The sequence below is a fragment of the Methylorubrum sp. B1-46 genome (genome assembly GCF_021117295.1).
GTDB lineage: Bacteria > Pseudomonadota > Alphaproteobacteria > Rhizobiales > Beijerinckiaceae > Methylobacterium.
On the sequence record NZ_CP088247.1, the window covers coordinates 1934326 to 1958875 of the forward strand.

24 protein-coding genes are annotated in these 24550 nt (G+C 70.5%); 13 read left to right on the forward strand and 11 right to left on the reverse strand.

The genetic code is table 11. The features are described 5' to 3' along the window. Positions 1–9: 9 nt before the first annotated feature. Positions 10–1077: a DUF1963 domain-containing protein gene (locus LPC10_RS09015; protein ID WP_231346384.1), complete on the reverse strand. Its 1068-nt coding sequence runs from the start codon at positions 1075–1077 to the stop codon at positions 10–12. A 111-nt stretch (positions 1078–1188) separates the two neighbouring features. Here LPC10_RS09015 and LPC10_RS09020 point away from each other — a divergent pair, with 111 nt between their 5' ends. Beyond that, positions 1189–1953 (forward strand): YggS family pyridoxal phosphate-dependent enzyme, encoded by a 765-nt coding sequence (locus LPC10_RS09020; RefSeq protein WP_231346385.1) that lies wholly within the window; start codon positions 1189–1191, stop codon positions 1951–1953. A 22-nt stretch (positions 1954–1975) separates the two neighbouring features. Here the strand turns inward: LPC10_RS09020 and LPC10_RS09025 are convergent, their stop codons facing one another. Next, positions 1976–2566: a L,D-transpeptidase gene (locus LPC10_RS09025; protein WP_231346386.1), complete on the reverse strand. Its 591-nt coding sequence runs from the start codon at positions 2564–2566 to the stop codon at positions 1976–1978. A gap of 290 nt (positions 2567–2856) precedes the next feature. Between LPC10_RS09025 and LPC10_RS09030 the strand changes: the two genes are divergently transcribed. From LPC10_RS09030 to LPC10_RS09050, 5 genes are all read left to right on the forward strand, one after another. Beyond that, complete coding sequence (locus LPC10_RS09030; RefSeq protein WP_108939729.1) at positions 2857–3543, forward strand: response regulator transcription factor; 687 nt, start codon at positions 2857–2859, stop codon at positions 3541–3543. A 131-nt stretch (positions 3544–3674) separates the two neighbouring features. Further along, positions 3675–4142 carry a Crp/Fnr family transcriptional regulator gene (locus tag LPC10_RS09035; protein ID WP_133088096.1) on the forward strand — a complete coding sequence of 156 codons (468 nt, stop codon included), beginning with the start codon at positions 3675–3677 and terminating at the stop codon, positions 4140–4142. A 162-nt stretch (positions 4143–4304) separates the two neighbouring features. Next, positions 4305–5147 (forward strand): 2,3,4,5-tetrahydropyridine-2,6-dicarboxylate N-succinyltransferase, encoded by an 843-nt coding sequence (dapD, locus tag LPC10_RS09040; protein WP_231346387.1) that lies wholly within the window; start codon positions 4305–4307, stop codon positions 5145–5147. Beyond that, positions 5147–6025, forward strand: coding sequence for an alpha/beta fold hydrolase (locus LPC10_RS09045; protein ID WP_231346388.1), 879 nt, complete (start codon positions 5147–5149; stop codon positions 6023–6025). The genes dapD and LPC10_RS09045 overlap by 1 nt, the downstream gene beginning before the upstream one ends. A gap of 225 nt (positions 6026–6250) precedes the next feature. After that, a complete protein-coding gene (locus tag LPC10_RS09050) occupies positions 6251–7129 on the forward strand; it encodes a phosphatase PAP2 family protein (protein ID WP_231346389.1) in 879 nt (292 codons plus the stop codon). A 137-nt stretch (positions 7130–7266) separates the two neighbouring features. On the opposite strand, the gene LPC10_RS09055 is transcribed toward LPC10_RS09050, so the two are convergent. Together LPC10_RS09055 and LPC10_RS09060 are read right to left on the reverse strand one after the other, a co-directional pair. Then, positions 7267–8577 carry a thermonuclease family protein gene (locus LPC10_RS09055; protein ID WP_231346390.1) on the reverse strand — a complete coding sequence of 437 codons (1311 nt, stop codon included), beginning with the start codon at positions 8575–8577 and terminating at the stop codon, positions 7267–7269. Between the two features lie 222 nt (positions 8578–8799). Beyond that, positions 8800–9603 carry a hypothetical protein gene (locus LPC10_RS09060; RefSeq protein WP_231346391.1) on the reverse strand — a complete coding sequence of 268 codons (804 nt, stop codon included), beginning with the start codon at positions 9601–9603 and terminating at the stop codon, positions 8800–8802. 601 nt (positions 9604–10204) lie between these two features. On the opposite strand from LPC10_RS09060, the gene LPC10_RS09065 reads away from it, so the two are divergent. From LPC10_RS09065 to LPC10_RS09075, 3 genes are all read left to right on the forward strand, one after another. Beyond that, positions 10205–11134 carry a lipid kinase gene (locus LPC10_RS09065; protein WP_231346392.1) on the forward strand — a complete coding sequence of 310 codons (930 nt, stop codon included), beginning with the start codon at positions 10205–10207 and terminating at the stop codon, positions 11132–11134. A 27-nt stretch (positions 11135–11161) separates the two neighbouring features. Continuing rightward, complete coding sequence (locus LPC10_RS09070; RefSeq protein ID WP_231347002.1) at positions 11162–11908, forward strand: TerC family protein; 747 nt, start codon at positions 11162–11164, stop codon at positions 11906–11908. A 285-nt stretch (positions 11909–12193) separates the two neighbouring features. Beyond that, positions 12194–13171 carry a hypothetical protein gene (locus tag LPC10_RS09075; protein ID WP_231346393.1) on the forward strand — a complete coding sequence of 326 codons (978 nt, stop codon included), beginning with the start codon at positions 12194–12196 and terminating at the stop codon, positions 13169–13171. A gap of 173 nt (positions 13172–13344) precedes the next feature. Here LPC10_RS09075 and fhuF read toward each other — a convergent pair whose 3' ends face one another. The 7 genes from fhuF to LPC10_RS09110 form a co-directional block, all read right to left on the reverse strand. Continuing rightward, positions 13345–13863, reverse strand: a complete 519-nt coding sequence (gene fhuF / locus LPC10_RS09080; protein ID WP_231346394.1) for a siderophore-iron reductase FhuF — start codon at positions 13861–13863, stop codon at positions 13345–13347. 219 nt (positions 13864–14082) lie between these two features. Further along, complete coding sequence (locus tag LPC10_RS09085; RefSeq protein WP_231346395.1) at positions 14083–14319, reverse strand: hypothetical protein; 237 nt, start codon at positions 14317–14319, stop codon at positions 14083–14085. A 253-nt stretch (positions 14320–14572) separates the two neighbouring features. Beyond that, entirely contained in the window at positions 14573–16306 is a 1734-nt protein-coding gene (gene poxB, locus LPC10_RS09090; RefSeq protein WP_231346396.1) for a ubiquinone-dependent pyruvate dehydrogenase, read from the reverse strand. A 311-nt stretch (positions 16307–16617) separates the two neighbouring features. Beyond that, the gene (gene rho / locus LPC10_RS09095) at positions 16618–17961 is read right to left on the reverse strand and encodes a transcription termination factor Rho (RefSeq protein ID WP_108939741.1); all 1344 of its coding nucleotides are present in this window, start codon (positions 17959–17961) and stop codon (positions 16618–16620) included. A 276-nt stretch (positions 17962–18237) separates the two neighbouring features. Beyond that, entirely contained in the window at positions 18238–18987 is a 750-nt protein-coding gene (locus LPC10_RS09100; protein WP_231346397.1) for a Smr/MutS family protein, read from the reverse strand. After that, the gene (locus LPC10_RS09105; RefSeq protein ID WP_231346398.1) at positions 18984–20246 is read right to left on the reverse strand and encodes a murein transglycosylase A; all 1263 of its coding nucleotides are present in this window, start codon (positions 20244–20246) and stop codon (positions 18984–18986) included. The genes LPC10_RS09100 and LPC10_RS09105 overlap by 4 nt, the downstream gene beginning before the upstream one ends. Positions 20247–20258: 12 nt before the next feature. Further along, positions 20259–20975, reverse strand: coding sequence for a Tim44/TimA family putative adaptor protein (locus tag LPC10_RS09110; protein ID WP_108939743.1), 717 nt, complete (start codon positions 20973–20975; stop codon positions 20259–20261). A 497-nt stretch (positions 20976–21472) separates the two neighbouring features. Between LPC10_RS09110 and secB the strand changes: the two genes are divergently transcribed. The 4 genes from secB (at position 21473) to LPC10_RS09130 (ending at position 24490) form a co-directional block, all read left to right on the forward strand. Then, positions 21473–21979 carry a protein-export chaperone SecB gene (secB, locus tag LPC10_RS09115; protein ID WP_108939744.1) on the forward strand — a complete coding sequence of 169 codons (507 nt, stop codon included), beginning with the start codon at positions 21473–21475 and terminating at the stop codon, positions 21977–21979. A gap of 265 nt (positions 21980–22244) precedes the next feature. Next, positions 22245–23498 (forward strand): MFS transporter, encoded by a 1254-nt coding sequence (locus LPC10_RS09120; protein WP_231346399.1) that lies wholly within the window; start codon positions 22245–22247, stop codon positions 23496–23498. Between the two features lie 76 nt (positions 23499–23574). Continuing rightward, the gene (locus tag LPC10_RS09125) at positions 23575–24078 is read left to right on the forward strand and encodes a DUF3429 domain-containing protein (RefSeq protein ID WP_231346400.1); all 504 of its coding nucleotides are present in this window, start codon (positions 23575–23577) and stop codon (positions 24076–24078) included. Between the two features lie 40 nt (positions 24079–24118). Beyond that, complete coding sequence (locus tag LPC10_RS09130) at positions 24119–24490, forward strand: tRNA-binding protein (RefSeq protein ID WP_231346401.1); 372 nt, start codon at positions 24119–24121, stop codon at positions 24488–24490. The last annotated feature ends 60 nt before the right edge of the window (positions 24491–24550 follow it).

Consider the following 24550-nt stretch of genomic DNA (forward strand, 5'->3'; position numbering starts at 1 on the left):
GAGGGCGGCTCAGGTCTGCTGGTAGACCGCCACCACCCGCTTGAAACGGCGCTCCGAGAGATCGGAGGCGCGGATCAGGAAGTAGACGGTGCCCTCCCCGTTCTCCCGCAGGAAGTCGCCGACATCGATCTGGAGCAGGAGACGCCAGGAACGGGCGCCGGCCTCGATCTCGGCCTTGTGCGCCTTCCATTGGTCCTGGCTGAGATGCTGCACGCCAAAACGGCTGACGACCTCCGCCTCGAAGCGCGGATCACTCTGCTCCGGCAGCGGTGAGCCGAGGAGCTGGTTGCGCCGGCCCGCCTGGGCGGCGCCGCGATACTTGTCGAATGCCCTTGTGAGGAGGTCTTCGTAGGCGTCGCGAAAGCTCTCCTCGCCATCGTCACGCGGTGCCAGGGCTGCCTTCAGGGCCGGCCGCGTCTCCATCTCCAGGCTCTCGATCGCCGGGGGACGCAGGGTGGCGTGCAGGGTCATCGGCCGGGCCGGGCCGCCATAGGGCGTGCCGGAATCGGGCTTCGGCAGGGGCAGCTTGAACTCCCGGTTGACCTTGGCGATCTCCGCCCGGTGGCTCTCGGCCGCCGCCGCAAGGTCGGGCGGCGGGACGTGAGCGGCCAGCCCCTCGCGCGGGCTCTCGTCCCAGATCACGCGGGCGGACTCGGTGCCGTTGTCCCAGGGCCCGGCGGAGAGATCGTAGAAGAACAGGAGCCGCCCCTGCCCCGGCAAGGCGTCGGCGAGAGCGCCCTGCCCTCTCGTCTTCTCTTTCGCCTCCCCGAGATCGACCTGCGCGAAGAACGCGTAGGGCAGCTCCTTGTGGAAGTGCCGCCGCATCTCCTCCCCGGCCTCCGCGTTGCCGCGCTTGGCGATCGCCTCGATATCGGCGGGCTTGGCCCGGCGCGGCCACGCAAGGTCCGGCGGGAGATCGGGCGTCCCGCCGATCCGCGTTCCGCCAAGGTGGGCCTTGCCCTTCGGAACAGGCCGGAACACCAGCGTCGGCACCAGCGCCTCGACGACCATCGCGACCTGCGGGCGCGTCAACTGTTGCGCGAGCTGGGCCTGGGCGTCGGCGGGCGTATCGAACATCGGGCCGGGCTTCTCCGTTTGTCTCGAGAGAAGTCAGCATATCGCGGGTGGGGGCGATGGAAAGGCGCCGCCGCCCTTGAAGTCGCGGCAGTGCCGCCGCAAGGAGGGGCCATGATCGACCCAAGCCAGACCACCGACCCGAGCCGCACCCCGAACCAGCCCACCGATATCGAGCCCCTCGACACCAAGCCGCCGGTCGGCGAGGCCGATGTCGCCGCGGGTCTCGCGGAGGTGCGCGCGAGCATCCGCCGGGCGGCCGAGGACAACGAGCGCGATCCGGACAGCGTCCACCTCATCGCCGTCTCGAAGACGGTGCCGGAAGAGGGCATCCTGCCGGCGCTTGAGGCGGGTCAGCGGCTTTTCGGCGAGAACTACGTGCAGGAATCGCGGGCCAAGTGGCCGGCCCTGCGCGAGCGCTATCCGGATGTCGAGCTGCACCTCGTCGGCCCGCTGCAATCGAACAAGGCGCGCGAAGCGGTCGAGCTGTTCGACGTGATCCACTCCCTCGACCGGCTCTCGCTCGCCGCGGCGCTCGCCAAGGAGATCGAGCGGAGCGGCCGGGCACCCAAGCTCCTGATCCAGGTCAATACCGGCGACGAGGCGCAGAAGGCGGGCGTCGCCCCCGATCAGGTCGATGTCCTGCTCTCGGAATGCCGCGAGACCCACGGCCTGGCGATCCATGGCCTGATGTGCATCCCGCCGGCCGAGGACCCACCCTCCCCCCACTTCGCCCTGCTCGCTCGCCTCGCCGAGCGTCACGGCCTCCCGATCCTGTCGATGGGCATGAGTGCGGACTTTCCAGCGGCGATCCAGATGGGCGCGACCCATGTCCGCGTCGGCACCGCCATCTTCGGGCAGCGGGCGAAGCGCGGCTGAGGCCAGCCGTCCGCTGCGCCGCTTAACGACCGATCTTCATCCGCGTCCTCGGTCCGAGGCGGCGGAGCAGGCGCAGCAGATCAGAGGGTTTCAGGGCGACGCAGCCCTCCGTCGGGCGGTAGCCGCTGCGGGCGATGTGCAGGAAGATCGCCGACCCCCGGCCCGGCCGGATCGGCCCACGGTTGTAATCGAGATCGATCACAAGATCGTAGAGGCCGTCGTCGCGCCAGAGCCGTTCGGCGCTGACCGTATCGCTCGGAAACCGGATCGGCCGGTTGTAGCGACGGTCCTGGGACGCATCGCACCAGCCGTCGTCGCGCCGCGTCGCCCGGAGGGGAAGGGCGCTGATCGGCCGGACGGGGAAGCGGTCGGGCCGATAGAACCCGCTGCGCAGGCGGAACACGCCCTGCGGCGAGGCGCCGTCCCCCTCCCGCTTGCGGCTCGTGATGCCGGAGCGCCCGAGGGCACAGGGGATCACGGCCCCGCCCGCGAGCAGCGTGCCGCGCGTCGCGTCACCCGGCAGCGGGCGCACCCGTAACAGGGTAAGAGAGCCGGTCTTCCCCTGCCCCACGGCCTTGCCGCCGCTCCGCTTCGCAACCTGAGGGCGTGGCATTGCCGGTTCGTCCCAACCTGTCTCGAATAGCGCCGGGTCCGACGTCATGTCGCGGCAGAGAGCGGTGGAACATGGCGAAAATTCTGCATAAGCGCGCAATCCGGATTTCCCGGCGCGTAAAACGAACTAGGTTTGTCGCCAAGGGGAACCGTCCGGGTTCCGTTTGCGGCCAGCCAGCGGGCAATATGCCCCTTCGGATGGGTGTGCCGTCATGAAATCGTCTTGGCTGCCTGCCTGATCGTTCCGCGAAGTCCAGGTGGCCGGAAAGCTTGTCGAGAGCCGCTGCGTCGATGTCCAACCCCTATTGCCTCCTCGTCTGTGACGACGACGACGCCCTGCGTGAGGCATTGACGGAGCAACTCGACGCCTACGAGGAATTCTCGGTCCTCGGCGAGCCGACCGCGTCCGGGGCGCTGACCCGCGTCACGCAGGAGCCGGTCGATCTCGTCGTGATGGATGTCGCCCTACCCGACATGGACGGGCGCGAAGCGGTGCGGACCCTGCGCCGCAACGGCTATCGCGGTCCGATCATCATGCTGACGGCGCAGGAATCCGACGACGACATGGTCGAGGGCTTGGAGGCGGGCGCCAACGACTACGTGGTCAAGCCGTTCAAGTTCGCCGTGCTGCTCGCCCGCATCCGGGTGCAATTGCGCCAGCACGAGGCGAGCGAGGATGCGGTGTTCCGCATCGGCCCCTACACCTTCCGTCCCGGTGCCAAGCTGCTGGTGGGTGAGCGCGGCTCCAAGCTGAAGCTGACCGAGAAGGAGACGGCGATCCTGCGCTACCTCTACCGGGCAGGCCGTGAGGTGGTGGGGCGCGACACGCTGCTCGCCGAGGTGTGGGGCTACAACGCCCACGTCACCACCCACACCCTCGAGACGCATATCTACCGGCTGCGCCAGAAGATCGAGCCGAACCCGGCGGTCGCGGCGATTCTCGTCACCGAGGGCGGCGGCTACAAGCTGCTGCCCTGATCCTCGGCCGGAGCCGCTATCCACCTCCGCGCACAGCCGGCGGCCGCACGGCATATCGCGTGGCCCGCGCATCGGTTAAGCTTGGCCCTCCGAAGGATAGAGCGGATCGCGGCCGGGGGGACGGACAGGCGTTGGGGCTCGACGACGACATCGCGATCCTCGCCGCAGCGCCCGTGTTCGAGCGGTTCGGGCGCGATGCCCTGCGCCTGCTCTCCTTCGCCGGCGAGCGGCGCCTTCTGGAGGACGGCGAGGTGCTGTTCACCCGCGGCGCGCCGTCCGATGGCGGCTACGTCGTCATGTCCGGCTCCATCGCCCTTGCGCCCGCACGGCAGGATGTCCCGCCGGTCACCGTCGCCCGCTCCGGCGTGATCGGACGCAACGCCCTGTTCCGCACCCTTCCGCGGCCGGCCGATGCGCGGGCGTGCGAGGCCTCGGAGGTGATGCGGGTCACGCCCTCCCTGATGAGCCGCGTCCTGCGGGAGTTTCCCGATGCCGCCGCCGCGATCCATGACGGGATGGCCGAGGAGCTTCTCGGCCTCGTGCAAGGCTTGTCCGGCGTGCGCGAGCGGCTTGTTGGCCTCGCGCCACGCAAACGGTGACAGGGCCGGGCGGCTTTTGTAAGCACAACCACCTTTCGCGCCGTCGCGAAACGCCGGCCCGGCCGCAGCGAACCGGCGTCTTCAGGTCTTTGTGTCACCGTGCATTCTCTCGGCGAATCGTTCGCCCCGTCGTCGGAATGCAGTCCAGTCCGGAAAGTCCCGATGTCACACGCCGATCTCGAAAAGACCATCGAAGCAGCCTGGGAAGAGCGCGCGGGCATCTCGACCGCGACTACCGGCGCCGTGCGCGAGGCGGTGGACGAGGCGCTGAACCTGCTCGATTCCGGTCGGGCCCGCGTCGCCGAGAAGGCCGGCGACAGCTGGCAGGTGAACCAGTGGCTTAAAAAAGCGGTGCTGCTCTCCTTCCGCCTCAACGACATGGTACCGATCGAGGGTGGTCCCGGCTCGTCGGCATGGTGGGACAAGGTGCCCTCGAAGTTCTCCGGCTGGGGCGAGACCGAGTTCCGCGCCGCGGGCTTCCGCGCCGTACCGGGCTGCTTCGTGCGCCGCGGCTCCTACATCGCGCCGGGTGCGGTGCTGATGCCGAGCTTCATCAATCTCGGCGCGCATGTCGGCGAGGGCACCATGGTCGACACCTGGGTGACGATCGGCTCCTGCGCCCAGGTCGGCAAGAACTGCCACATCTCGGGCGGTGCCGGCATCGCCGGCGTGCTGGAACCGCTCCAGGCCAACCCGGTCATCATCGAGGACAACTGCTTCGTCGGCGCCCGCGCCGAGGTCGCCGAGGGCGTGATCATCGGCGAGGGCTCGGTCCTGTCGATGGGCGTCTATATCGGTGCCTCGACCCGCATCATCGACCGCACCACCGGCGAGACCTTTTTCGGACGCGTGCCGCCCTACTCGGTGGTCGTCTCCGGCACGACGCCCGGCAAGCCGCTCCCCGACGGCACCCCCGGCCCCGGCCTCTACTGCGCCGTGATCGTCAAGCGCGTCGATGCCGGCACCCGCGCCAAGACCGGCATCAACGAACTGCTGCGGACCTGATGGCGCCGGAGCGCTCCTCGGTCGCCACCCGGACCCTCGACCTCACCGTCGCGGGGCATCGGGTGGCGACGCCCTCGGCCGTGGTCGGGGAGGGCGCCGACGCGCTGCTCCTGCCCGCCCTCTCCTCGATCTCGGCCCGCGAGGAGATGCTGCCGCTCGCCCGCGAACTCGGCGACACCTATCGCTGCCTCGTGCCCGACTGGCCGGGCTTCGGTGCGCATCCTCGGACGCGGCTGCCGCTGAACCCGGCCAACCTGCACGCCTTCCTCGATGCGCTGCTGGCCGCCGCGTCCGGCCCCTACGCCCTCGGCGTCGCGGCGGGCCATGCCGCTCCCTACCTCGTCGCGGCGGCGCGCCGTCATCCTGGCGCCTTTGCGCGGCTGGTGCTCGTGGCGCCGACCTGGCGCGGGCCGCTGCCGACGGCGATGGGGCCGGAGCGTGCCGCGTGGTTCGGCCGAATCCGCCGCGCCGTCGAGATGCCGCTCGTTGGTGAAGCGCTCTACCGGATCAACATCAGCCCGCCGATCATCGGACGGATGATGCGCGCCCACGTCTATGCCGAGCCGGCTCATGTCACGCAGGCCGTGGTGGCCGCCAAGCACCGCATCACCCGCCAGAGCCGGGGCCGCTTCGGAACCGCGGCCTTCGTGACGGGCGGGCTCGATCCGGCCACGTCGCGCGAAGATTTCCTCGCCCTGTTCGGACACGGCCTGCCGCCGGTGCAGGTGCTGCGCCCGGACAAGGTACCACGCCGCTCCGGTGCCGAGATGGACGCGCTGATCGCCACGGGCCGCGTCACCGCCCTCCCCGTGCCGGGGGCCCTCAGCGCCCACGAGGAATTCTCGGGCGACGTTGCCGCCGCGATCCGGTCCGCCTGATCCGCTCGCGAAGACGGACAGGATCGGCGGACGCGCACGGCACCGGAGCGCGAAATCCCGATTGCGAGGCAAACGGACGGGTTTGGTATGACAGGGGGATCGGACTGTGACGCATCTGTCGCACGTCCCTTCTAGACAGGCCCGAAGCATCGGTTCGAGACTGGTGCCCCGTCTCGTCTCCTCCGTCCCGGTCTTTCGATCCGGCGCCCGAAAGCTGCTTCTCCGATGTCCCGCCCGACCCGTGCGCCGGTGCGCCGCGCCGCCCTGCTGACGCTGATCCTCGCGACCGGACCGCTCCATCTCGGGGCCGTCCATGCCCAGCCGTCGGGATCGTCCGGCCCGGCGACCGCCGCGCCTTCGCTAGAGAAGGACAAACTCACGACCGCCGCCCCGAAGGGCTATCTCAGCGAGGAGGCGACGCCGAACCTCGCGGCGATCCTGCCGCCGCCGCCCGCCGGGCACTCGGCGGCGGAGGCTGCGGACCGGGCAATCTACAATGCCACGCGGGCCTACCAGGGCACGGCGCGCTGGGCGCTTGCCACCAACGATGTCGCCGATGGCGGGGCGGCGCTGCTGGAGGACTATGCCTGCGTGCTCGGCCAACGCATCGACCAAACCCGGGTGCCCGATCTGATGCGGCTGCTCGACCGGGCCCGCATCGACGTCGCCCGCGCCACCCGCGTGGCCAAGCGGCGCTACCGCCGCCTGCGCCCCTTCGTCGGCAACGAGGCGCCGATCTGCGTCGCCCGCTCACCCGAACTCGCCGACAGCTTCAGCTATCCGTCCGGTCACGCCGGGCAGGGTTGGGCCTATGGGATGATCATGGCGAGCCTCATGCCGGAAAAGGCGACGCAGTTTCTGGTGCGCAGCCGGCTCTACGGCGAGAGCCGGGTGGTGTGCGGCGTCCACTGGCTCAGCGACGTGGAGGCCGCCCGCACCGGTGCCTCGGCGCTGATGTCGGTGCTCCTCGCGGATGCCGGCTTCCGCGCCGACCTCGAGCGCGCCCGCGCCGACCTGAAGCGTGTCCTGGGCGGGGAGGGGATGAAGCCCGACCCCACGATCTGCGCCCGCGAGGACGCCGCCGCGCGCCAGCCCCTGCTCTGAGGGGACCGGCCAGGGCCGGCCGGAGCATTGTCCCGAAAGATGGTCCCCGGCTTTCGCAAAGAAGACGATGTGAAACCAAGGGGAGGGCGCATCCGCCTGGATCCGATCTCCAGGCTGATGCTCTCGCCTTCAGCGCCTCACCGCTTCCAGACGCCGAGCCGCTCGGTGCGGGCATGGTCCTCGGCGGCGACGAGATCCGGCGTCGCCTCGGACGAGGCGCGGCCGCCGCCGTTGAACAGCACCACCTCGGACAGGTCGCGCCCCTCGACCGTGCAGATATACGCGCTGCTGCCGGGGGCCGGCTGGCAGGTCACCGTGCGCTTACGCAGGTATTTGCTCAGTTCGTCGGCCTGACCGCCGCGGACCCACTCGACGCCGAACAGGCGCACGACCTTGCCGCCGACCCTCAGAGTCGCGGTATCGATCACCTCGGGCACGCCGACGATGGCGTTGGCCTCCTTGCGCGGCGGCTGCGGCTCGGGCGGCTGCTCGGTTTCGGCCGGCGGCATCTCCGTGGAGGCATCGGGCGCCGGATCCTTCGCCGGAGCGCGGCCCCCGGCCGGCGACGTCTCGTTCGGAACGGTTTGCGGCGGCTGAGCCTCGGTGGTCTGCTGTGTGGGGCGCCCTGATTCCTCCGCATCGCGCCCACTCAGCGAGAGCGCGGCGACAAGGCCGGCGCCGGCCAGGGCGCCGAGCGCCATCAGCGCGACCGGGCGGCGGCTGCCGGCGGCCAGCGCGTCCTCCGTCAGGTCGCGCAGACGCGCCGCGGTCCGGCGCGGCTCGACCCCGCCCGCCACGCGCCGCCAGCCCTCCTCGACGCGGGCGCGCGCCTCGGTCAGGCGCTCCGCCGCCGTCGGCCCAATCACCGTCTGCCCAGCTTCGGCTGGATCGACGGAAGTCCCGACCGGTGCGGGCCGCGGCCGCGCCTTCAGGCGCTCGGCGAGCCGGCTGCGCCAGCCCTCGACGGTCTCGCTCGCGGCGCTGGCGAGCGCCCGACTGCGTTCGGCGGAGCTGTTGGCCAGGGAGCGCGCCAGGGCCGATTGCGTCTCCACGAAGCGGGCGCCCGCGGCCCGCACGTCGGCGATGGTGTCGCGGGCCGGTTCCGGCTCCGGCTCGGGGGCAGGGGGGAGGAACAACGGGGCGTGCTGCGCGCGCAGTTCCTCGACGAGGTCGTGCAGCGTCAGCGGCACGCCGGTCCCGGCCTCGCCCCGCAGGCGCACCGCGCCGGTCCGGTCGACGATCCGGTAGCCGGGCACGCCGTCGGCGGGCTCGACGAAGCCTTCGGCGATGAGCGCCAGGGTGCGGCGTGCCACCGGCCGCGCCCCGCGCCGGTCGAGTTCGGCCAGGATCAGCGCACGGATGCGGCGGTCGTCCTCGGAGACCGGCGACTCGGGCGGTGCCGCCGTTTCCTCCTTGCTCCGGCCTGCGGCCTTTGCCGATCCCTTCACGCGCGCGATGCCCTGTTCTCGATCGTTCCGAGGCGCCCCCTCTCGAGGCGCCGTCGGTGGCTTCTACAGCATGGACCGGCCTGAGTATCCGGTCGATGCGGCGGCTGAACCCGCGTGTCATACCAAATCCGATTGATCCCTTCGGGATGGCGGATTTGGCTTCGCTCAAGCGCCGCGCGGGCTTGCTGAGACGATCCCCGCTTTGATCAAGCGGAGACCGTCTCAGGCGCCTGCGCGGCTCAGGACGCGGCTCGACTCCGCGACGATGACCGGAGCCCCGCCAGCGAAGCTCACGGTCAGGGTGAGTTCCGCGACACCCTGCGAGCGTCCGCCGCGGGACGGGCTCAGCGCCGTGAAATCGTGGACGACCCGCACGAGGCAGGTGGCGCTCGCCCCGTCGCAGGCGACCCGCGGCTCCCCCTGCGGCTCGTAGCGCCGCTCCGGCCAGCGCCGGGCGAAGCGCCGCTTCTCGGCAAGGAGCGCCCCGATCGACATGACGCGCCCGTGGAAGCGAACCGTTCCGCCGTAGAAGTGCGGCGCGGAGGCCAGCATCGCACCGTTGGGCGCCGAGACGCTGTCGAGATAGTCGAGGCTCAGGCGCCGTGCGGTCACGGCCCAGTCCGAGAAGCGCGGATCCGGCTCGCTCCGCGCCGTTCGGGCGGGCGGCGGGGCAGGGCGCTCGGCAAGGCGATCCGTCCGCGTGGTATGGGCATGACCCTGCTCGCGCGCCCGCTCGCGGAGGGCGGCCCGGCGTTCGCGGCGCATCTCGGCCGCGCGGGTGCGGTCGTGACGGCGTGTCTCCCGCCGGGCCGGGGAGGGGGCGGCCGACCGGTGCGCGTGGGCCCGCCCATCCGCTTCCGCCTCGAAGCGAGGGCCCGGCTTGGCCGACGGCTTCGCCCGCTCGCCCTCCGTGGAGGCGTCGGACTTCGCCGGTGGATCGACCCAGTTCGATCCCGACTGCGCCAGAACGGTTCCGGTCGCGCAGGCCGAGGAAAGGAGGAGGGTCAGAAACAGGACGGGGCGCATGACGGGACCGATCGGGCGAGCAGGCCTGAAGGTGCCTCACGAAGCGCCCGGCGACCGTCGGTTCTCACCTCGGACGGATGACGGCGGCGGGCATTCCGCGGGAGGCGGTCGGTGGGACGGAACGCTTGACCGCACCGCGACGGTTCCACGCTCTTCGCCACCGATCGCATTCCTATACCGTGTCCGCTCCCCTTTGCGACAGGCGCAGCGCCGGAGCGCCCGTTACCCCCGCTGTCCCTCCCCGGTGCGATCCCGACACGGGGGTGCCCCTCTTGGTCCCTTTGCGTGCTCTTGCACCCTCAGCGTGCGTCTGCACGTCCCGATTCCCGGCCCCTTGCCAACAGGCGGGAAGTTCCCACCTTGAGCGTGGCGGTCCCCGGCTCCTCCTGTCCGCAGGGCGGAACAGGCCGAGCGTTCCTGGCGGGGGCGTTGGGTGGGATTGCCGAGGACGGGTCCGGGCCCCTCTGACGGTCGAGGCGTCGATCGTGATGTCGGATCCTTATCGACGCTGGCGCGAACGCGGCGCTTGAGCGTGTGAGGACAGCCTTTTGCCGGCCATGGTGGTTTCCCTGTTCCGTCCGGTCACGAGCGGAGCGGGCGCGTGAGCGCGACCCCGAATCCGAAGAAGCGCCGCGCGCTCCTTCTCGTGAACGGCAAGGCCCGGAGCGGCTCCGCGCCGCTGGATGCAATCCGGACGATCCTCCGCGAGGGCGGCCTCGACCTCATCGAGCCTCAAGGCAGCACCGACTGCAAAGAAGTGATCGGGCGCCATGCCGGCGCGGTCGATCTGGTCATCCTCGGCGGTGGCGACGGCACCATGAACGCGGCGGCGCCGGCCCTGGTCGAGACGAAGCTGCCCTTCGGCATCCTGCCGCTCGGCACCGCCAACGATCTCGCCCGCTCGCTGGGCCTGCCCCTTGAACCGGAGGCGGCCGCGGGGCTGATCCCCACGGCGCCGGAGAAGGCGATCGACCTCGGCTGGGTCAACGGGCACTACTATTTCAACGTGGCGAGCGTCGGCTTCTCCGCCGACCTCGCCAGCGAACTGACGGCGGATGCCAAGAAGGCCTGGGGCACGGTGGGATACGCCATCGCTGCGATTCGCCTGCTGCGCCGCGCGCGCCCCTTCACGGTGACGATCGAGCATGACGGCCGCACCGAGAAGGTGACGACGATCCAGGCTTCGGTCGGCAACGGCCGCCATTACGGCGGCGGCATGACAGTGCAGGAAGACGCCACCGTCGATGATGGGCGGCTCGATTTCTACAGCCTGGAGGTCGCCCATTGGTGGCGGCTGATCGCGCTGCTACCGGCCCTGCGCCGGGGCACCCACGGCAAGGCCGCGGACGTGCGTGCCTTCGAGACGACGGAATTGGTGCTGACGACCCGCAAGCCGCGGGCGGTCAACACCGACGGCGAACTCACCACCTGGACGCCGGCCCATTTCAAGGTCGTGCCGAAGGCGGTGCGCGTGCTCGCGCCGCCGAACGCCGCACCCGGCGCCACGAGCCGCTTTCCTCTTCCCTTCTGAACCGACCGACGACGGGTGGACTTCCCCTTGGACAGCCTGCTGCAACTCGCCGCCGATCCGACCGCCTGGGCCGCTCTGGCGACCCTCGTGGTGATGGAGGTCGTGCTCGGCATCGACAACCTGATCTTCATCTCGATCATCACCAACAAGCTGCCGGCTGAGCAGCAGAGCCGGGCCCGGCGCATCGGCATCGGCCTCGCGCTGATCCTCCGGCTCGCCCTGCTCGGCACCGTGGCCTGGATCGTCCACCTGACCGAGCCGGTCTTCGAGGTGTTCGGGAAGGGCTTCTCCTGGCGCGACCTCATCCTGATCGCGGGCGGCCTGTTCCTCTTGTGGAAGGCGACCAAGGAGATCCACCACAGCGTCGATCCGAACCCGGAGGACAAGCCCGGCAGTCAGGTGGCGATCACCTTCGGCTCGGCCATCGTCCAGATCCTGATCCTCGATCTCGTCTTCTCGATCGATTCGATCATCACCGCCGTCGGCATGACCGATCACGTCGCGATCATGGTCATCGCCGTCGTCTCCGCCGTGACCGTGATGCTGCTCGCCGCCGACCCGCTCTCGCGCTTCATTGCCGCCAACCCCACCGTGGTGATGCTGGCCCTCGGCTTCCTCATCATGATCGGCATGACGCTGCTGGCCGAGGGGTTCGGGGCGCATGTGCCGAAGGGCTACATCTACACTGCCATGGCCTTCTCGGCGGGCGTGGAGATTCTCAACATGCTGGTCCGCCGCCGCAAGCGGGCGAAGACCCCGGCAGGGCGGACCTGAAGCGCGGCTGTTTTCCCGTGAAAACTGCCGACGGGGTGGAGCATCGCGCTGAACTCGATAGCGAGCGCGATGCGCAAGGGCCCGCTCTTCTTGCAACACTCCGAAAGCCCGGGATCACCTGTTGGGATGATGCACGGGGACCGAATACGGTCGATCCGAACGAAGCAGTCAACGAACAGTCAGGGATAGGGGCCGAATCTCGGCTGCTCCAGCCCGCGCGGTAAGGGTCCGTTCACGCCGAACCGGTCGCTTGGGCGGATTGACCTGATCCCAGGCGACCGCCCCATGCGCTTCCTCCTCGCACCGGCCCTGCTCGCCGCCGCGTGCGGTCCTGCCCTTGCCGCCGCGCCCTCGCCGTTCCGCGTGACCCTCGACGCGGCGGGCGGCTGCGGCGCGCACCGTGCCCTCGCGGAGGAGCGGCTCGGCCGGCTCGGCACCGTCTCGGCGACCGCTGTGCCGAAGGGCGATGCCGACCTGTTCGGCAAGCCCGCCGGGCGGTGGACCGACGCCGAGATCCGCGACGCCCTCGCCGCCTACGCGGATTGCGAGATCCGATCCGGCCCGGCCGGCACCGCGCGAAGCGAGCGGCTCGCACGCGAGCTGCGCGGCCTGGATGCGGCCCTGCGTCGAGCCATCGTCGCCGGGCATGCCCAAGCCCCGCTCGACGCGGGCGAGGAACGCGCATCGCACGGCTCCGGCCGCGGGGATGCCCCTGCCGGAGGCGGCCGGCTGCGGCAGGGCCCCGCCTTCACCCCGGCCGTCATCCCGGGCCTGCGCAGCGGCGGCAGCGCGCCGAGCGCCCTGCGGACCGCTGGAACTGCCGGTAGCGCCCTTCCTGCGGGCGTGCCGCGTACGGTCGCCGCAGCAGTCCCGGCCGCCTTACCCGATGCTTGGAGTGACATACCGCCCGCCCGCACCTGGGGGGAACCGCCGGCCGCCGATCCCGAGCCCGCCGCCCTACCCCGCCCGGCGCTGGCACAGGTCGCCGCGCACCGGCCGCCGACGGAGCGCACGCAGTGTCCGATCAGCGTCGGCACCTTCGAGCTGCTCCAGGCCGAGATGCGTCTTGCCGAGGTCGAGCGCCTGCTTGGCTGCCGCGGCACCCTCGACGCCACCGCGGCGATCCCCGGACTCGGCACCTTCGAGACCTATCTCTGGTCCGACCGCGGCAGCAGCGCCACCGTCACGCTGGTCTTCCAGAACAAGCGCCTGCGCTCGAAGGTCCAGCGCGGCCTCGGCGCGGAAGCCGGGCGCGGCGGCTGAGCGCTCAACCATCCTCCCCGATATCGGGTCCGAGGCGATGTTCGTTCCTCATGGCCCGTCGTGCCTTCTTCCGACGAACCGGTATCCCCTTCGCCGGAACGCGCTCCAAGGGCGCTCACAGCCCCTCGGCGCCGCCGATGTCGGCATTCACCTCAGGACAAGGGAGGATGAAATCAGCCGCCCCTCTCACACTGCCTGAGAAGGGGACAGATCCCCTCGCATTTGGAGAATCCGGGCAATCCGTTCCGCAGGCAGCAGACCCGGCGACGCGGCGCCTCGAGGCCCGCCAACGCGTCGCTGCGCATCAGGGTGAGCGCCGCGCAGGCTTCGCGCGGCCAGCGCAGAGCCTGCAGCGCCTCAGCCGCCTCGTCGGCCCGGTCCGCGTTTTCCCGCGCGATCGTCTTCAGCGTCCAGATCAGATGACCGCCGGCATTCTCCCACAGCAGACGGTGCGACAGCCCCGTCTCGGCCCGCAGAGCCCGAATCACCGGCATCACGCCCTCGGCGAGCAGCCGGTCGACCTGGGCCGGGAGAGGGGTGGGGAGAGCGAGGTCCGGTGCGAGATGGAGGGTGTCCGGCAAGCCCGAATCCGGTGCGAAGCGGATCGCCTCCACGGCCACGGCGACCCCGAGCCGCGCCCCCACGGCCAGCGTCGGCGCGATCAGCGCGGCGAAGAGGTAGGCGCTCCACACCGAGGCGACCGCCTTGCGCTCGGCTCCGGGATAGGCATCCGCGAAGAGGGCGATCCCGTCGGGGATCGCGCCGCGCGCGAGTTCCGGCAGCGCGCAGGCCCGCGGATCGCGGTCGCGGCGAAGCCGGCCGGAATAGGAGGCGAAGGCCCCGGTCAGGGCGCTATCGAGGAGATCTTGCGTAACGAGGGTCAGGGCGGGCTTCGCCTCACCAGCGATCGATCAGGCTTGCGGTGAACCGGCGGGGCCGGCCGCGACAGCAGCCACCCGCTTGGCGTTGAGATAGCGGCGGTCGAGCCCGTTGTTCACGTTGACCTGACGTCGCATGCCCGCCAGCGATGGATCAACCTTGGCGAAGTCGTCGGCCGCCACCGCGTCGAACAGCATCACGGTCAAGTTGCGGACGCTGCCCGGCACTTCCTCGGGCTGAGCCGGTGTCGGCGGAGCGGAGGCTGCCATTCCTGCTGGTCGCCGACCTGAACCCAGCAGGGCCGCCGGACGCGGTGCGGTCTGCGCCAGCCCCGTCCCACCGGCTGGTCCACGACAGCCCTCGACCGAAATGGGTTTCAGCGTCGTGCTCGCCTGCTGGGCGTGGGGCAGTCCGGCCAGCGTCGATCCGGTCAGGTCAGGAGCAGCCCGGCGATGCGCGGGCATCCGCTTCGGGCGATACGGCGCGGCTCTCTCCGGAGAGCCGCGCCGGTGCCGTTCCGGTTCAGCGGAGCAGGTTGGTCTTGGCCAGATCGAGGATGGCGTCGCCGCGTCCGTTCATCACCGCCTGGAGGGCGTAGAGGCTGAAGCCCTTCACCTGCTCGGCCTGGAGCTTGGGCGGCATGGCCAGCTCCTGGCGATTCGTCACCACATCGAGGAGGGCGGGGCCGGGATGAGCCAGCACGTCACGGATCGCGCCTTCCAGATCACCCGGATCCTCAACCCGGCGGGCATGGATGCCGATGGCGTTGGCCATGGCGGCGAAATCGGGATTTTCGAGCGTCACGCCGGTCTCGAGGTAGCCCGCAGCCTTCATTTCCAGCTCGACAAAGCCGAGCGTGCCGTTGTTGAAGATGACGACCTTCACCGGCAGCGTCTCTTGGCGGAGGGTGAGGATGTCGCCCATCAGCATGGCGAAGCCCCCGTCGCCCGACAGCGAGATCACCTGCCGGCCGGGGCTCGCCGCCTGGATGCCGATGGCGTGGGGCAGGGCGTTGGCCATCGAGCCGTGCGCCCAGGAGCCGATCAGGCGCCGGCCGGCCGTCATGCGGAGGTAGCGCGCCGCCCAGACCGTGGGCGTGCCGACATCGGCCGTGAACGCAGCGTCTTCGTGCGCCGCCTCGCTGAGGAGCCGGGTGAGGTATTGCGGATGGATCGGCTTGCGCCCCGGCTTGCCGGTGGCGAGGTCGTCGAGGTCTTCGCGCGCCTTGGCGTAGTGCTTGAGGCTGGCCTCCAGGTGGCGGGCGCTGTCGTTGCCGGTGAGAAGCGGCAGCAGCGCCTCGATCGTGGCGGCGACATCCCCGACGAGGCCGAGTTCGAGCCGGCAGCGCTTGCCCAGGTTCTCCGGCCGCAGATCGACCTGCGCGATCTTCGCGTGCTCGGGGTAGAACTGGCGGTAGGGGAAGTCGGTGCCGAGCATCAGCAGGGTCTCGCAGGCCTCCATCGCCGCGTAGCCCGAGGAGAAGCCGATCAGGCCGGTCATGCCGACATCGTAGGGGTTGTCGTGCTCGACATGCTCCTTGCCGCCGAGCGCGTGGACGATCGGGCTCTTGAGCCGCTCCGCCAACCGCATCAGCGGCGCGTGCGCTCCGGCGCAACCGCGCCCGCACAGCAGCGTGATCTTCTTGGAGGTGTTGAGAAGGTCGGCGAGGCGCTCGAGCTCGTCCGCCGGCGGCACGGTGACAGGCGCGCGAGGGCGCAGGGTCGCCGGAGCGGCAAGGGCGCGCTTGGGCGCCTCCTTCAGCGCTACGGTGCCGGGTATGACCACCACGGCGACGCCGCGCTGACCCACCGCCGTGCGGATCGCGGTCTCAAGGACGTTGGGCAATTGCTCGGGGTCCGAGACCAGCTCGCAGAAATGACTGCAATCGCGAAACAGCTCTTCGGGCCGCGTCGCCTGGAAGTAGTTGAGGCCGATCTCGCTCGACGGGATGTGCGCGGCGATCGCCAGCACTGGCGTGCGGGTGCGGTGGGCGTCGAACAGGCCGTTGATGAGGTGGAGGTTGCCGGGCCCGCACGAGCCGGCGCAGACCGCGAGTTCGCCGGTGATCTGCGCCTCGCCCGCGGCGGCAAACGCCGCGACCTCCTCGTGACGGACATGGACCCAGTCGATGACGCCGCGGCTGCGGATCGCTTCCGTGATCCCGTTCAGGCTGTCGCCGACGAGGCCGTAGACGCGGCGCACCCCCGCCTGCTGGAGCGTCTCGACTACGAGATCCGATACGTTGCGGGTTGCCATGCGCCGTCTCCCAATAGAACCGCCCCGAGAGGCGGTGACGGCGTGCCAACGTCACACTCCACCGAAGGTTCGGATGGCGCGAAGATTTTGTGATTGCTGCACAATTTCGCATGAAAGGAGCACGGCTCCCGGCAGGATTGTCCTTCGTCATCGGGAGCGCCGCTTGGAGCGCTTCGGCTCCGCCTCGCGATGATGGTGCGGAACCGAACGGATCATGCGAGGGGCGGCCGACACGAAAAGAGGCCGGCCGATCATCTCGGCCGGCCTCTCGCCGGGATGTCCCGGAAAGCCGCTGCGTAGGGCAGATCGCCTTACGTGTTCATCGAGTCGAAGAAATCGCTGTTGCTCTTGGTCTGACGCAGCTTGTCCATGAGGAACTCGATCGCGTCGGTGACGCCCATCGGGTTGAGGATGCGGCGCAGCACATAGGTCTTCTTGAGCGAATCCGGCGGCACCAGCAGCTCTTCCTTACGGGTGCCGGAGCGGGTGATATCGATGGCCGGGAAGATGCGCTTGTCCGAGACCTTGCGGTCGAGAATGATCTCGGAGTTGCCGGTGCCCTTGAACTCCTCGAAGATCACCTCGTCCATGCGCGATCCGGTGTCGATCAGCGCGGTGGCGATGATGGAGAGCGAGCCGCCTTCCTCGATATTGCGGGCTGCGCCGAAGAAGCGCTTGGGCCGCTGCAGGGCGTTGGCATCGACGCCGCCGGTCAGCACCTTGCCGGAGGACGGCACGACGGTGTTGTAGGCGCGGCCGAGGCGGGTGATCGAGTCGAGGAGGATCACCACGTCGCGGCCGTGCTCGACCAGCCGCTTGGCTTTCTCGATCACCATCTCGGCGACCTGCACGTGGCGGGTGGCCGGTTCGTCGAAGGTCGAGGCGATGACCTCGCCCTTCACCGAGCGGATCATGTCGGTCACCTCTTCCGGGCGCTCGTCGATGAGCAGCACGATGAGGTAGCATTCGGGGTGGTTGAGGGTGATCGACTGCGCGATGTTCTGCATCAGCACGGTCTTGCCGGTGCGCGGCGGCGCGACGATCAGCGCGCGCTGGCCCTTACCGATCGGCGAGACGATGTCGATGATGCGGGGCGAGAAATCTTTCTTGGTCGGGTTGTCCAGTTCGAGCTTGAACCGCTTCGTCGGGAACAGCGGGGTCAGGTTGTCGAAGTGGACCTTGTGCTTGATCTTCTCCGGGCTCTCGAAGTTGATCGTGTTGACCTTGATCAGCGCAAAGTAGCGCTCGCCGTCCTTGGGGCCGCGGATCGGGCCTTCCACCGTGTCGCCCGTGCGCAGGCCGAAGCGGCGGATTTGCGTGGGCGAGATGTAGATGTCGTCCGGGCCCGGCAGATAGTTCGAGTCGCTCGAACGCAGGAAGCCGAACCCGTCCTGGAGCACCTCGACCGTGCCGGCGCCGATGATCTCGGTCTCGTTGGCCGCGAGCTGCTTGAGGATCGCGAACATCAACTCCTGCTTGCGCATGGTCGAGGCGTTCTCGACCTCGACCTCCTCCGCGAAGGTGATGAGTTCGGTCGGCGATTTGGACTTGAGGTCCTGGAGCTTCACCTCGCGTCGGGCGGCGAGATCGGCCGGCGCGACGGCGGCTTCGGCCGGAGCTTCGACGGGGGCGAGAGCGTCGTTCTGTGACGTCATGTGGAGAGATGCAACCAACGAAGGGCGGGAAGAAGTCGGCCGGTTCGGGAGCAGGGCCGGGCGCCGGGGAAGCGCCCCAGGATCCGTAGCCGTCGCGGGCGCGCGGCCCGGCCCACGCATCGGTTCCGCTGGGCCGAAGAGACCGAGGAATGCGACACGGCTGCAATGGGAAAGCATGGTTCCGTAGCGCGTTTCGCCACCTGGCTCAAGACCCCGTTTGCTGATTTTACCTCAGGTGCCGCCGAGCCGGGATCGGCCGGTGTTTCATCGTCGGGCTCAGCGCCGCCGCAGCCGCACATAGAGGGCGCCGGCTCCGCCGTGGTGACGCGCCGCCTCCTCGAAGCCGATCACGAGACCACGCAGTTCCGGGCCCCGCAGCCAGTGGGGCACGCTGCGCCGGAGTACGCCGCGCTCGGAGAAGCCGCGATCAGGACCGCTGAAGCCCTCGCCGCCGAAACCTTGGCCGCCCTTGCCGGTCACCACGAGCACGCGGGCATGCCCCGCGGCGCGGGAGCGCAGCAGGAAGCCGACCAGGGCGGCGTGCGCCTCGGCCTGATAGAGCCCGTGCAGGTCGATGCGGGCCTCGATCGTCAGGGTGCCGCGCTCCAATCCGCGCCGCTCGCGCCGTTCGAGCCCCGGCGCGCCCGGCGCGCCCGGTGCGGCAGCGGGCACCGGCGTGGCGGAAGCGCGAGCGATCTCGGGCGCGAGGTCGCCGAGCTTGAGCGGCTTCGAGGCGGTGCGCGGCAGCGGGACGGCCGGTGCCGGTCGCGCCGGAGGAGGGGAGGCGGGTTTCGGTGCGGTTTTCGGGGTAGGTTTGGTTGTCGGTTTTGCAGCCGATTTCGCGGCCGGCCTCGCGACCGCCGGCGGCACGGCAGGCTTCTCCGCCTCGCCGGCCGGTGCTTTCGCCGCCGCCTTCCGCGGCCGGGCCCGGCCCCGCAGCGGCGTGATCAGTTTGGCGATCTCGCCCCAGAGATGGGCCTCCTCGCGTGAGAGCAGGCGAGGGCGCCGCGGTGGCCGCTCCCTCACGGCCGCGGCTCCCCGGCGGCGGCCTCCGGCACGGCCGCGTCCTTCGCGGCGGGCGCCGGCTTCGGGATCAGCACGACGAACCCCATGCGGTCGTGCAGGTCACCCGCCGCCCGGCCCGCGGCGGCGCCGGTGCCGACATAGAGATCGCCGCGGGCCGGGCCGACGATGGCCGAGCCGGTATCGGCGGCGACGACGAGGTGGCCGCGTCCGGGCTGGCCCGGTAGCTTGCCTTCGAGCCAGAACGGCAGCCCGTAGCGCCACAGGTTGCCGTCGACGGCCATGCTGCGCCCCGGACTGAGCGGCACGCCGGCCGCGCCGGGCGGGCCAAGGGCCGGGTCCGTCACCGGCTCGGTGCGAAAGAAGATGTAGGACGCGTTCATCCGCATCAGCCGCCGGGCGTGGTCCGGATTGGCCCGCAGCCAGGAGGTCCAGCGCTCCAGGCTCAGGCCGTTGAGGGGCAGGTGGCCTTCGGCGACGAGGAGCTTGCCGATCGAGGTATAGGGCTGGCCGTTCTTGCCGTCGTAGAGCACCCGCATCCCGCTTCCGTCGGGAAGCCGCACCCGGCCGGACCCCTGCACCTGCAGCACGAACAGATCGACGGGATCGCGCAGCCACAGGAGCGGCCGGGTCCGCTCGCCGAGCGCCCCGTCCTCGATCGCGGCGCGGTCGGGATAGGGCACGAGGCCGGTCTCGGTGCGCCGGCCCGCCCGGTAGATCGGATCGAGCCCCGGCGCGGTCTCACCGGGGGCGAGGCTGACGAGGTCGTCGGGCCGGGCCAGCACGGGGGCGGTGTAGCCGGGGCCCGGCGTGAGCGACCCCGTCAGCTCCGGCTCGAAATAGCCGGTGAGGAAGCCGACCCGGCGCTCCGGCTCCGTCGCGGAAGCCGGGCGCACGATGCGGTAGGCGGAAAAGCGGGCCTCGAAGAATTTTTTCGTGCCTTCCGGCTTCACCGCGGCAGCGGCGGCGCAGGCGGCCGCGAGGTCGGCGGGCGAGCCCGTCACCGCCGGGGCCTGCGGCGGGTTGGGGCCGGGCCCGGCGCAGGTCCGGCGGAAGGCGTCGAGCGCCGCCGCGCCATCGTCCTCGCGCCAGCCGGGGAGGGCGGCGAGCGCGACCGGCTCCAGTACGGCGCCCGGCACTTGGGGAGCCCCCTGCGGCGGCACACGCGGTGGTTCGGCCGCGGGTTGCGACGCGGCGGGAACGGAAACGGCCGCAGCGGCGAGGACCGCTGCGGCCGGAAGGGAAACGCGGGAACGCGGCATGACGCGGATCGATCAGCCGCCCGCGTCGGTGGCGACGAGCTGCCAGTTCGGGTCGCGGGAGCCCAGCGTGCGGGCGAAGGTCCACACGTCGGGCACCTCGACGCCGGTCTCGGCATTGCCGTCGATCACCTTGCCGTCCGCGTCGCGGGTGGCGGTGATGAGGTTGGAGAGGAAGCGCACGGTGACCTGCGCCACCCGGTTCTTCACCTCGACGGCGACCATCTCCGCCTTGTCGATGGAGATGAAGGTGGTCTCGACGGTCTCGCGGCGCTTCTCGCGCTCCGAGATCGCCCGCTCGAACCCCTCGCAGACCTCGCGCGAGAGCAGTGCGCGCAGAGTTTTACGATCGCCCTTGGCGAAGGCGATGACGATCGCCTCGTAGGCCCCCTTGGCGCCCTCCAGAAAGGCGCGCGGCTCGAAGCCCGGCTCGACCTGAACCACCTGCTCAAGGCCGCGGGCAACCGCCGAGCCCGGTTCGGCGATGCCGCGCCAGTCGCGGGGCGCGGTCTGCACCGCCGCGGCCTGTCCGCGGTCGGCGCCGGGCAGGCGCACCACGTTGTCGCCCTCGCCGCGGCCGGCGGCCGGCGGCTCGGTGCGGTTGCGCTCGACCGGCCGGAACGGCGAGCGCTCGGTGCCGGTCTTCTGGCCGAGGACCGAGCGCAGCCGCCAGATCACGAAGACGGCCAGCGCCAGGAAAATCAGAGTGGTTGCGTCGAAGGAATCCTGCATCACCGATCCGAATCGTGACCGTCGCACATATAAATCCGGCGCCCGCGAGGCTGCCCGGACGAGAAGGGCCGTTCCTGAGATCCCGCCCACCGTGCTCCGGCAGATGATCTTGCGAGGTCCCCGCCCGTCACCGGAAAAGGGTTCGCAAAACCGGCTCTTAGCCGAGGGCGGCGCGGGGATCGAGCCGGAAACGGGCGTCTTGATAGGCGCTTGGGTCTGAGTGTCTCCGACTGTTCGAAGTGCGTGACCTTATCGTGATATGGGCGCACCTGCGAGCTATTCCAGGCAAACGAATGAGACGAGGCTCCGCGTCCCATTCGCGCGCGCCCCGTCCGTGTGGGGGCTGAGGTTCCGGACCTTGCCCTCGGAGCCGACGGCGTCTCGCTCGGGTTCGGCTTGTTCGCCGCATACGGGCATGGTAGCCGCAGCCCGCGCCGGAGGGGCGCTCTTCGCGCGGAACACGTGCGCGCAAGACGACGCAAGTAAGGAGAGACGCCATGGCCGATACCGCGGCACCGAACGGCAACGGCGCGCAGTCCCAGGATCTCGCGCCCGCGATCAACGCGCTGGCGCAATACGCCAAGGATCTCTCCTTCGAGAACCCGAACGCGCCGCGCTCCCTGCAGCCGCAGGAGGGCGGGCCCCAGATCAACATCCAGGTCAACGTCAACGCCCAGCAGATCGCCGAGGCCGATTTCGAGGTCGAGCTGACGCTGGAGGGCGATGCCAAGATCCAGAACGAGGTGCTGTTCGCCTTCGAGCTGAAATATGCCGGCATCTTCCGCATGCGGAACATCCCGCAGGAGCAGATCCACCCGGCGGTGATGATCGAGTGCCCGCGCCTGCTCTTCCCCTTCGCGCGCCAGATCGTCGCCGAGGCGGTGCGCAATGGCGGCTTCCCGCCCCTCTACATCGATCCGATCGATTTCGTCGGCCTCTATCAGCAGAAGATGATGGAAGCCCAGGCGGCCGGCCAGGGCTCGGGCGCCCCGCTCGCCTCCTGAGGCGGAGCTTCGAGGCCTTCCCTCTACCCGGAAGGTCTTGCGGATTGTTGTGAATGAGACCCCGGTGCCGATGGCGCCGGGGTTTTTTCATCGGCCACGTTCGGCCCCGCCGCGCCGAGCGGTCGCGGCCACGCGCAGGCGGTTTGCGGCGTTGAAGCGGGGCAGGGCGTCCCGCCCCTGTGATCGCCTCCTGCATTGCTCCTCGATCGGCGCTGCGTTAGGGGGCCGCCCCCGGCTTCCCGGCCGGCTCAGCTCCAAGGACAGCATGGCGCCCACCACCCACCTCGCCCTGATCAACGTCTTCATCGGCGACATCCAGGGCGGGCTCGGGCCGTTCCTCGGCACGTGGCTCGCGCAGATGCGGCAGTGGAGTCCCTCGCAGGTCGGGCTCGTCACCACGCTGGTGGGCGCGGGCGTGCTGCTGTTGAGCGGCCCCTTCGGCGCGCTGGTCGACCGGCTTGGGCGACCGCGCCTGCTCATCGTGATCTCGTGCGCCGCGATCCTCGCCGGCACGCTGCTCCTGATGCCGGCCCATTCCTTCGTGCCGGTGTTGGCGGCGCAGTTCCTGGCGGCCGCCGGCGGAACGCTGCTGCTGCTCGCCGTCACGGGGCTGACGCTCGGCGTCGTCGGCAAGGAGGCGTTCCCGCGCCAGCAGGGGCGCAACCAGGCCTTCAACCATGTCGGCATCCTGATCGCTGCCGGGCTCATCACCTTCGGCACCGCGCATTTCGGGCCGGAGATCGCCTTCTGGGTGCTGGGCGGCATGGCGGCGGCGGCCATCGCCGCCACGCTGGCGATGCCGGCCCGCGCCTTCAACCGGCGCCGGGCGGTGGGCTTCAAGGAGGAGGACGAGGCGGAGCCGGCGCGCTCCTCCTACGCGCAGATCTTCACCAACCGGCGGCTGCTGGTGCTTGCCGTGGCGCTGGCCCTGTTCCAGCTCGGCAATGGCGGCATGCTGACCCTGCTCGGGCAGAAGCTCGTCCACACGGCGGACAACCCCACGGCCTGGACCGCCCGCTACGTCATGGTGGCTCAGCTCGTGATGGTGCCGGTGGCGCTCGCCGCCGGCTCGCTCGCCGACCGGCGGGGCCGCCGCCAGCTCCTCATCGCCGCCTGCCTCGCCCTGCCGGTCCGGGCGGCGCTCTCCGCCTTCATCGACGACCCCGTCTGGCTCATCTCGGCCGAGATCCTCGACGGCGTGGCCTCGGGCATCATCGGCGTCGCGGTGCCGGTGGTGGTGGCCGACCTGACCTGGGGCTCGGGCCGCACTCAGACCGCGCTCGGCTCCGTCAACGCCGTGCAGGGGGCCGGCGGCGCACTCTCGGCCTGGTATGGGGGGCTTGCCCAGGAATGGTTCGGCTGGAGCGGATCCTTCCTGGCGCTCGGCGCGGCGGGCGTTCTCGCACTCGCCCTGGTCTGGTGGCTCGCCGCCACCACCGAGGACAGCCGCTCCCAGCATCGTCGCAGCCGCCGCGAGGCGCGCCGCCGCGCCGCGCCTTCCGCCGAGAAGCCGGCCTGAGCCGCGTCTGACCGGCACGGAACAGGCCGGCGCGCCAACCGTTCACCGGGCGTTTCTCCCCGGTCGCGAGGCGCGCATGGCCGAAACCCTGGACGACGAGACCGGCCGCACGATCCGCGCCTACGAGCCCCGCACGGTGCCCTGGCTCAGCGTCGTGTTCGGCTACGGCCCGATGCTGCCCTTCATCGCCGGGGCGGTGCTGGTCTGGTTGCTGCCCGCCGCCCTGGCCGAGGCGGTCTTCACCCTGACGCTGCTCTGGGCCTGCGCGATCCTGCTGTTCCTCTCCGGCGTGCGCCGGGGCGTCAGCTTCCGCACCGAGGGCGGGGCGACGCTCACCCAGATCGCCACGATGCTGAGCCTCTTCCTGCTCGGCTACGGCGCCCTCATCGCCTTCGCGCTGGGCAAGCCGGCGATCGCCCTCGGCCTGCTGATCGTCGGCTTCACCGAGATCACGATCCTCGATCCGATCGCTGCGCGCCGGGGCGAGGCGCCCCTGTTCTTCGAGCGCCTGCGGCCGGCGCAGATCCCGCTTGCCGTCCTCGGCCTCGCCGCGCTGCTGGCCTACCGCCTGACGCTGTGAGAGGACTTAGCGGGAAATTCCCGCGCGCTTGGACCGGCCCATGCATGTCAGCCACGACCCCACGGCCCCGGAATCCGAAAAAATCGGGTTCGACGCCTTCCTCGCCGTCGATATCCGCGTCGGCACCGTCGTCTCGGCCGAGCCCTTCCCCGAGGCGCACAAGCCCGCGATCAAGCTCGTCATCGATTTTGGGCCGGTGATCGGCCTCAAGCGCTCCAGCGCGCAGATCACCGAGCATTACACGCCCGAGACCCTGGTCGGCCGGCAGGTCGCGGCGGTGGTGAACTTCCCGCCGCGCCAGATCGGGAAGTTCCTGTCGGAGGTGCTGACCCTGGGCTTTGCCGACACGGCCGGCGCCGTCGTGCTGTTCGCCCCTGACCAGCCGGTGCCGGACGGCAGCCGGCTGTTCTGACACCTCCTCGGGTTGCCGCCTCACGGCCGCCTGCGATAGAGCCGGGCTTCCCTTCAAAGA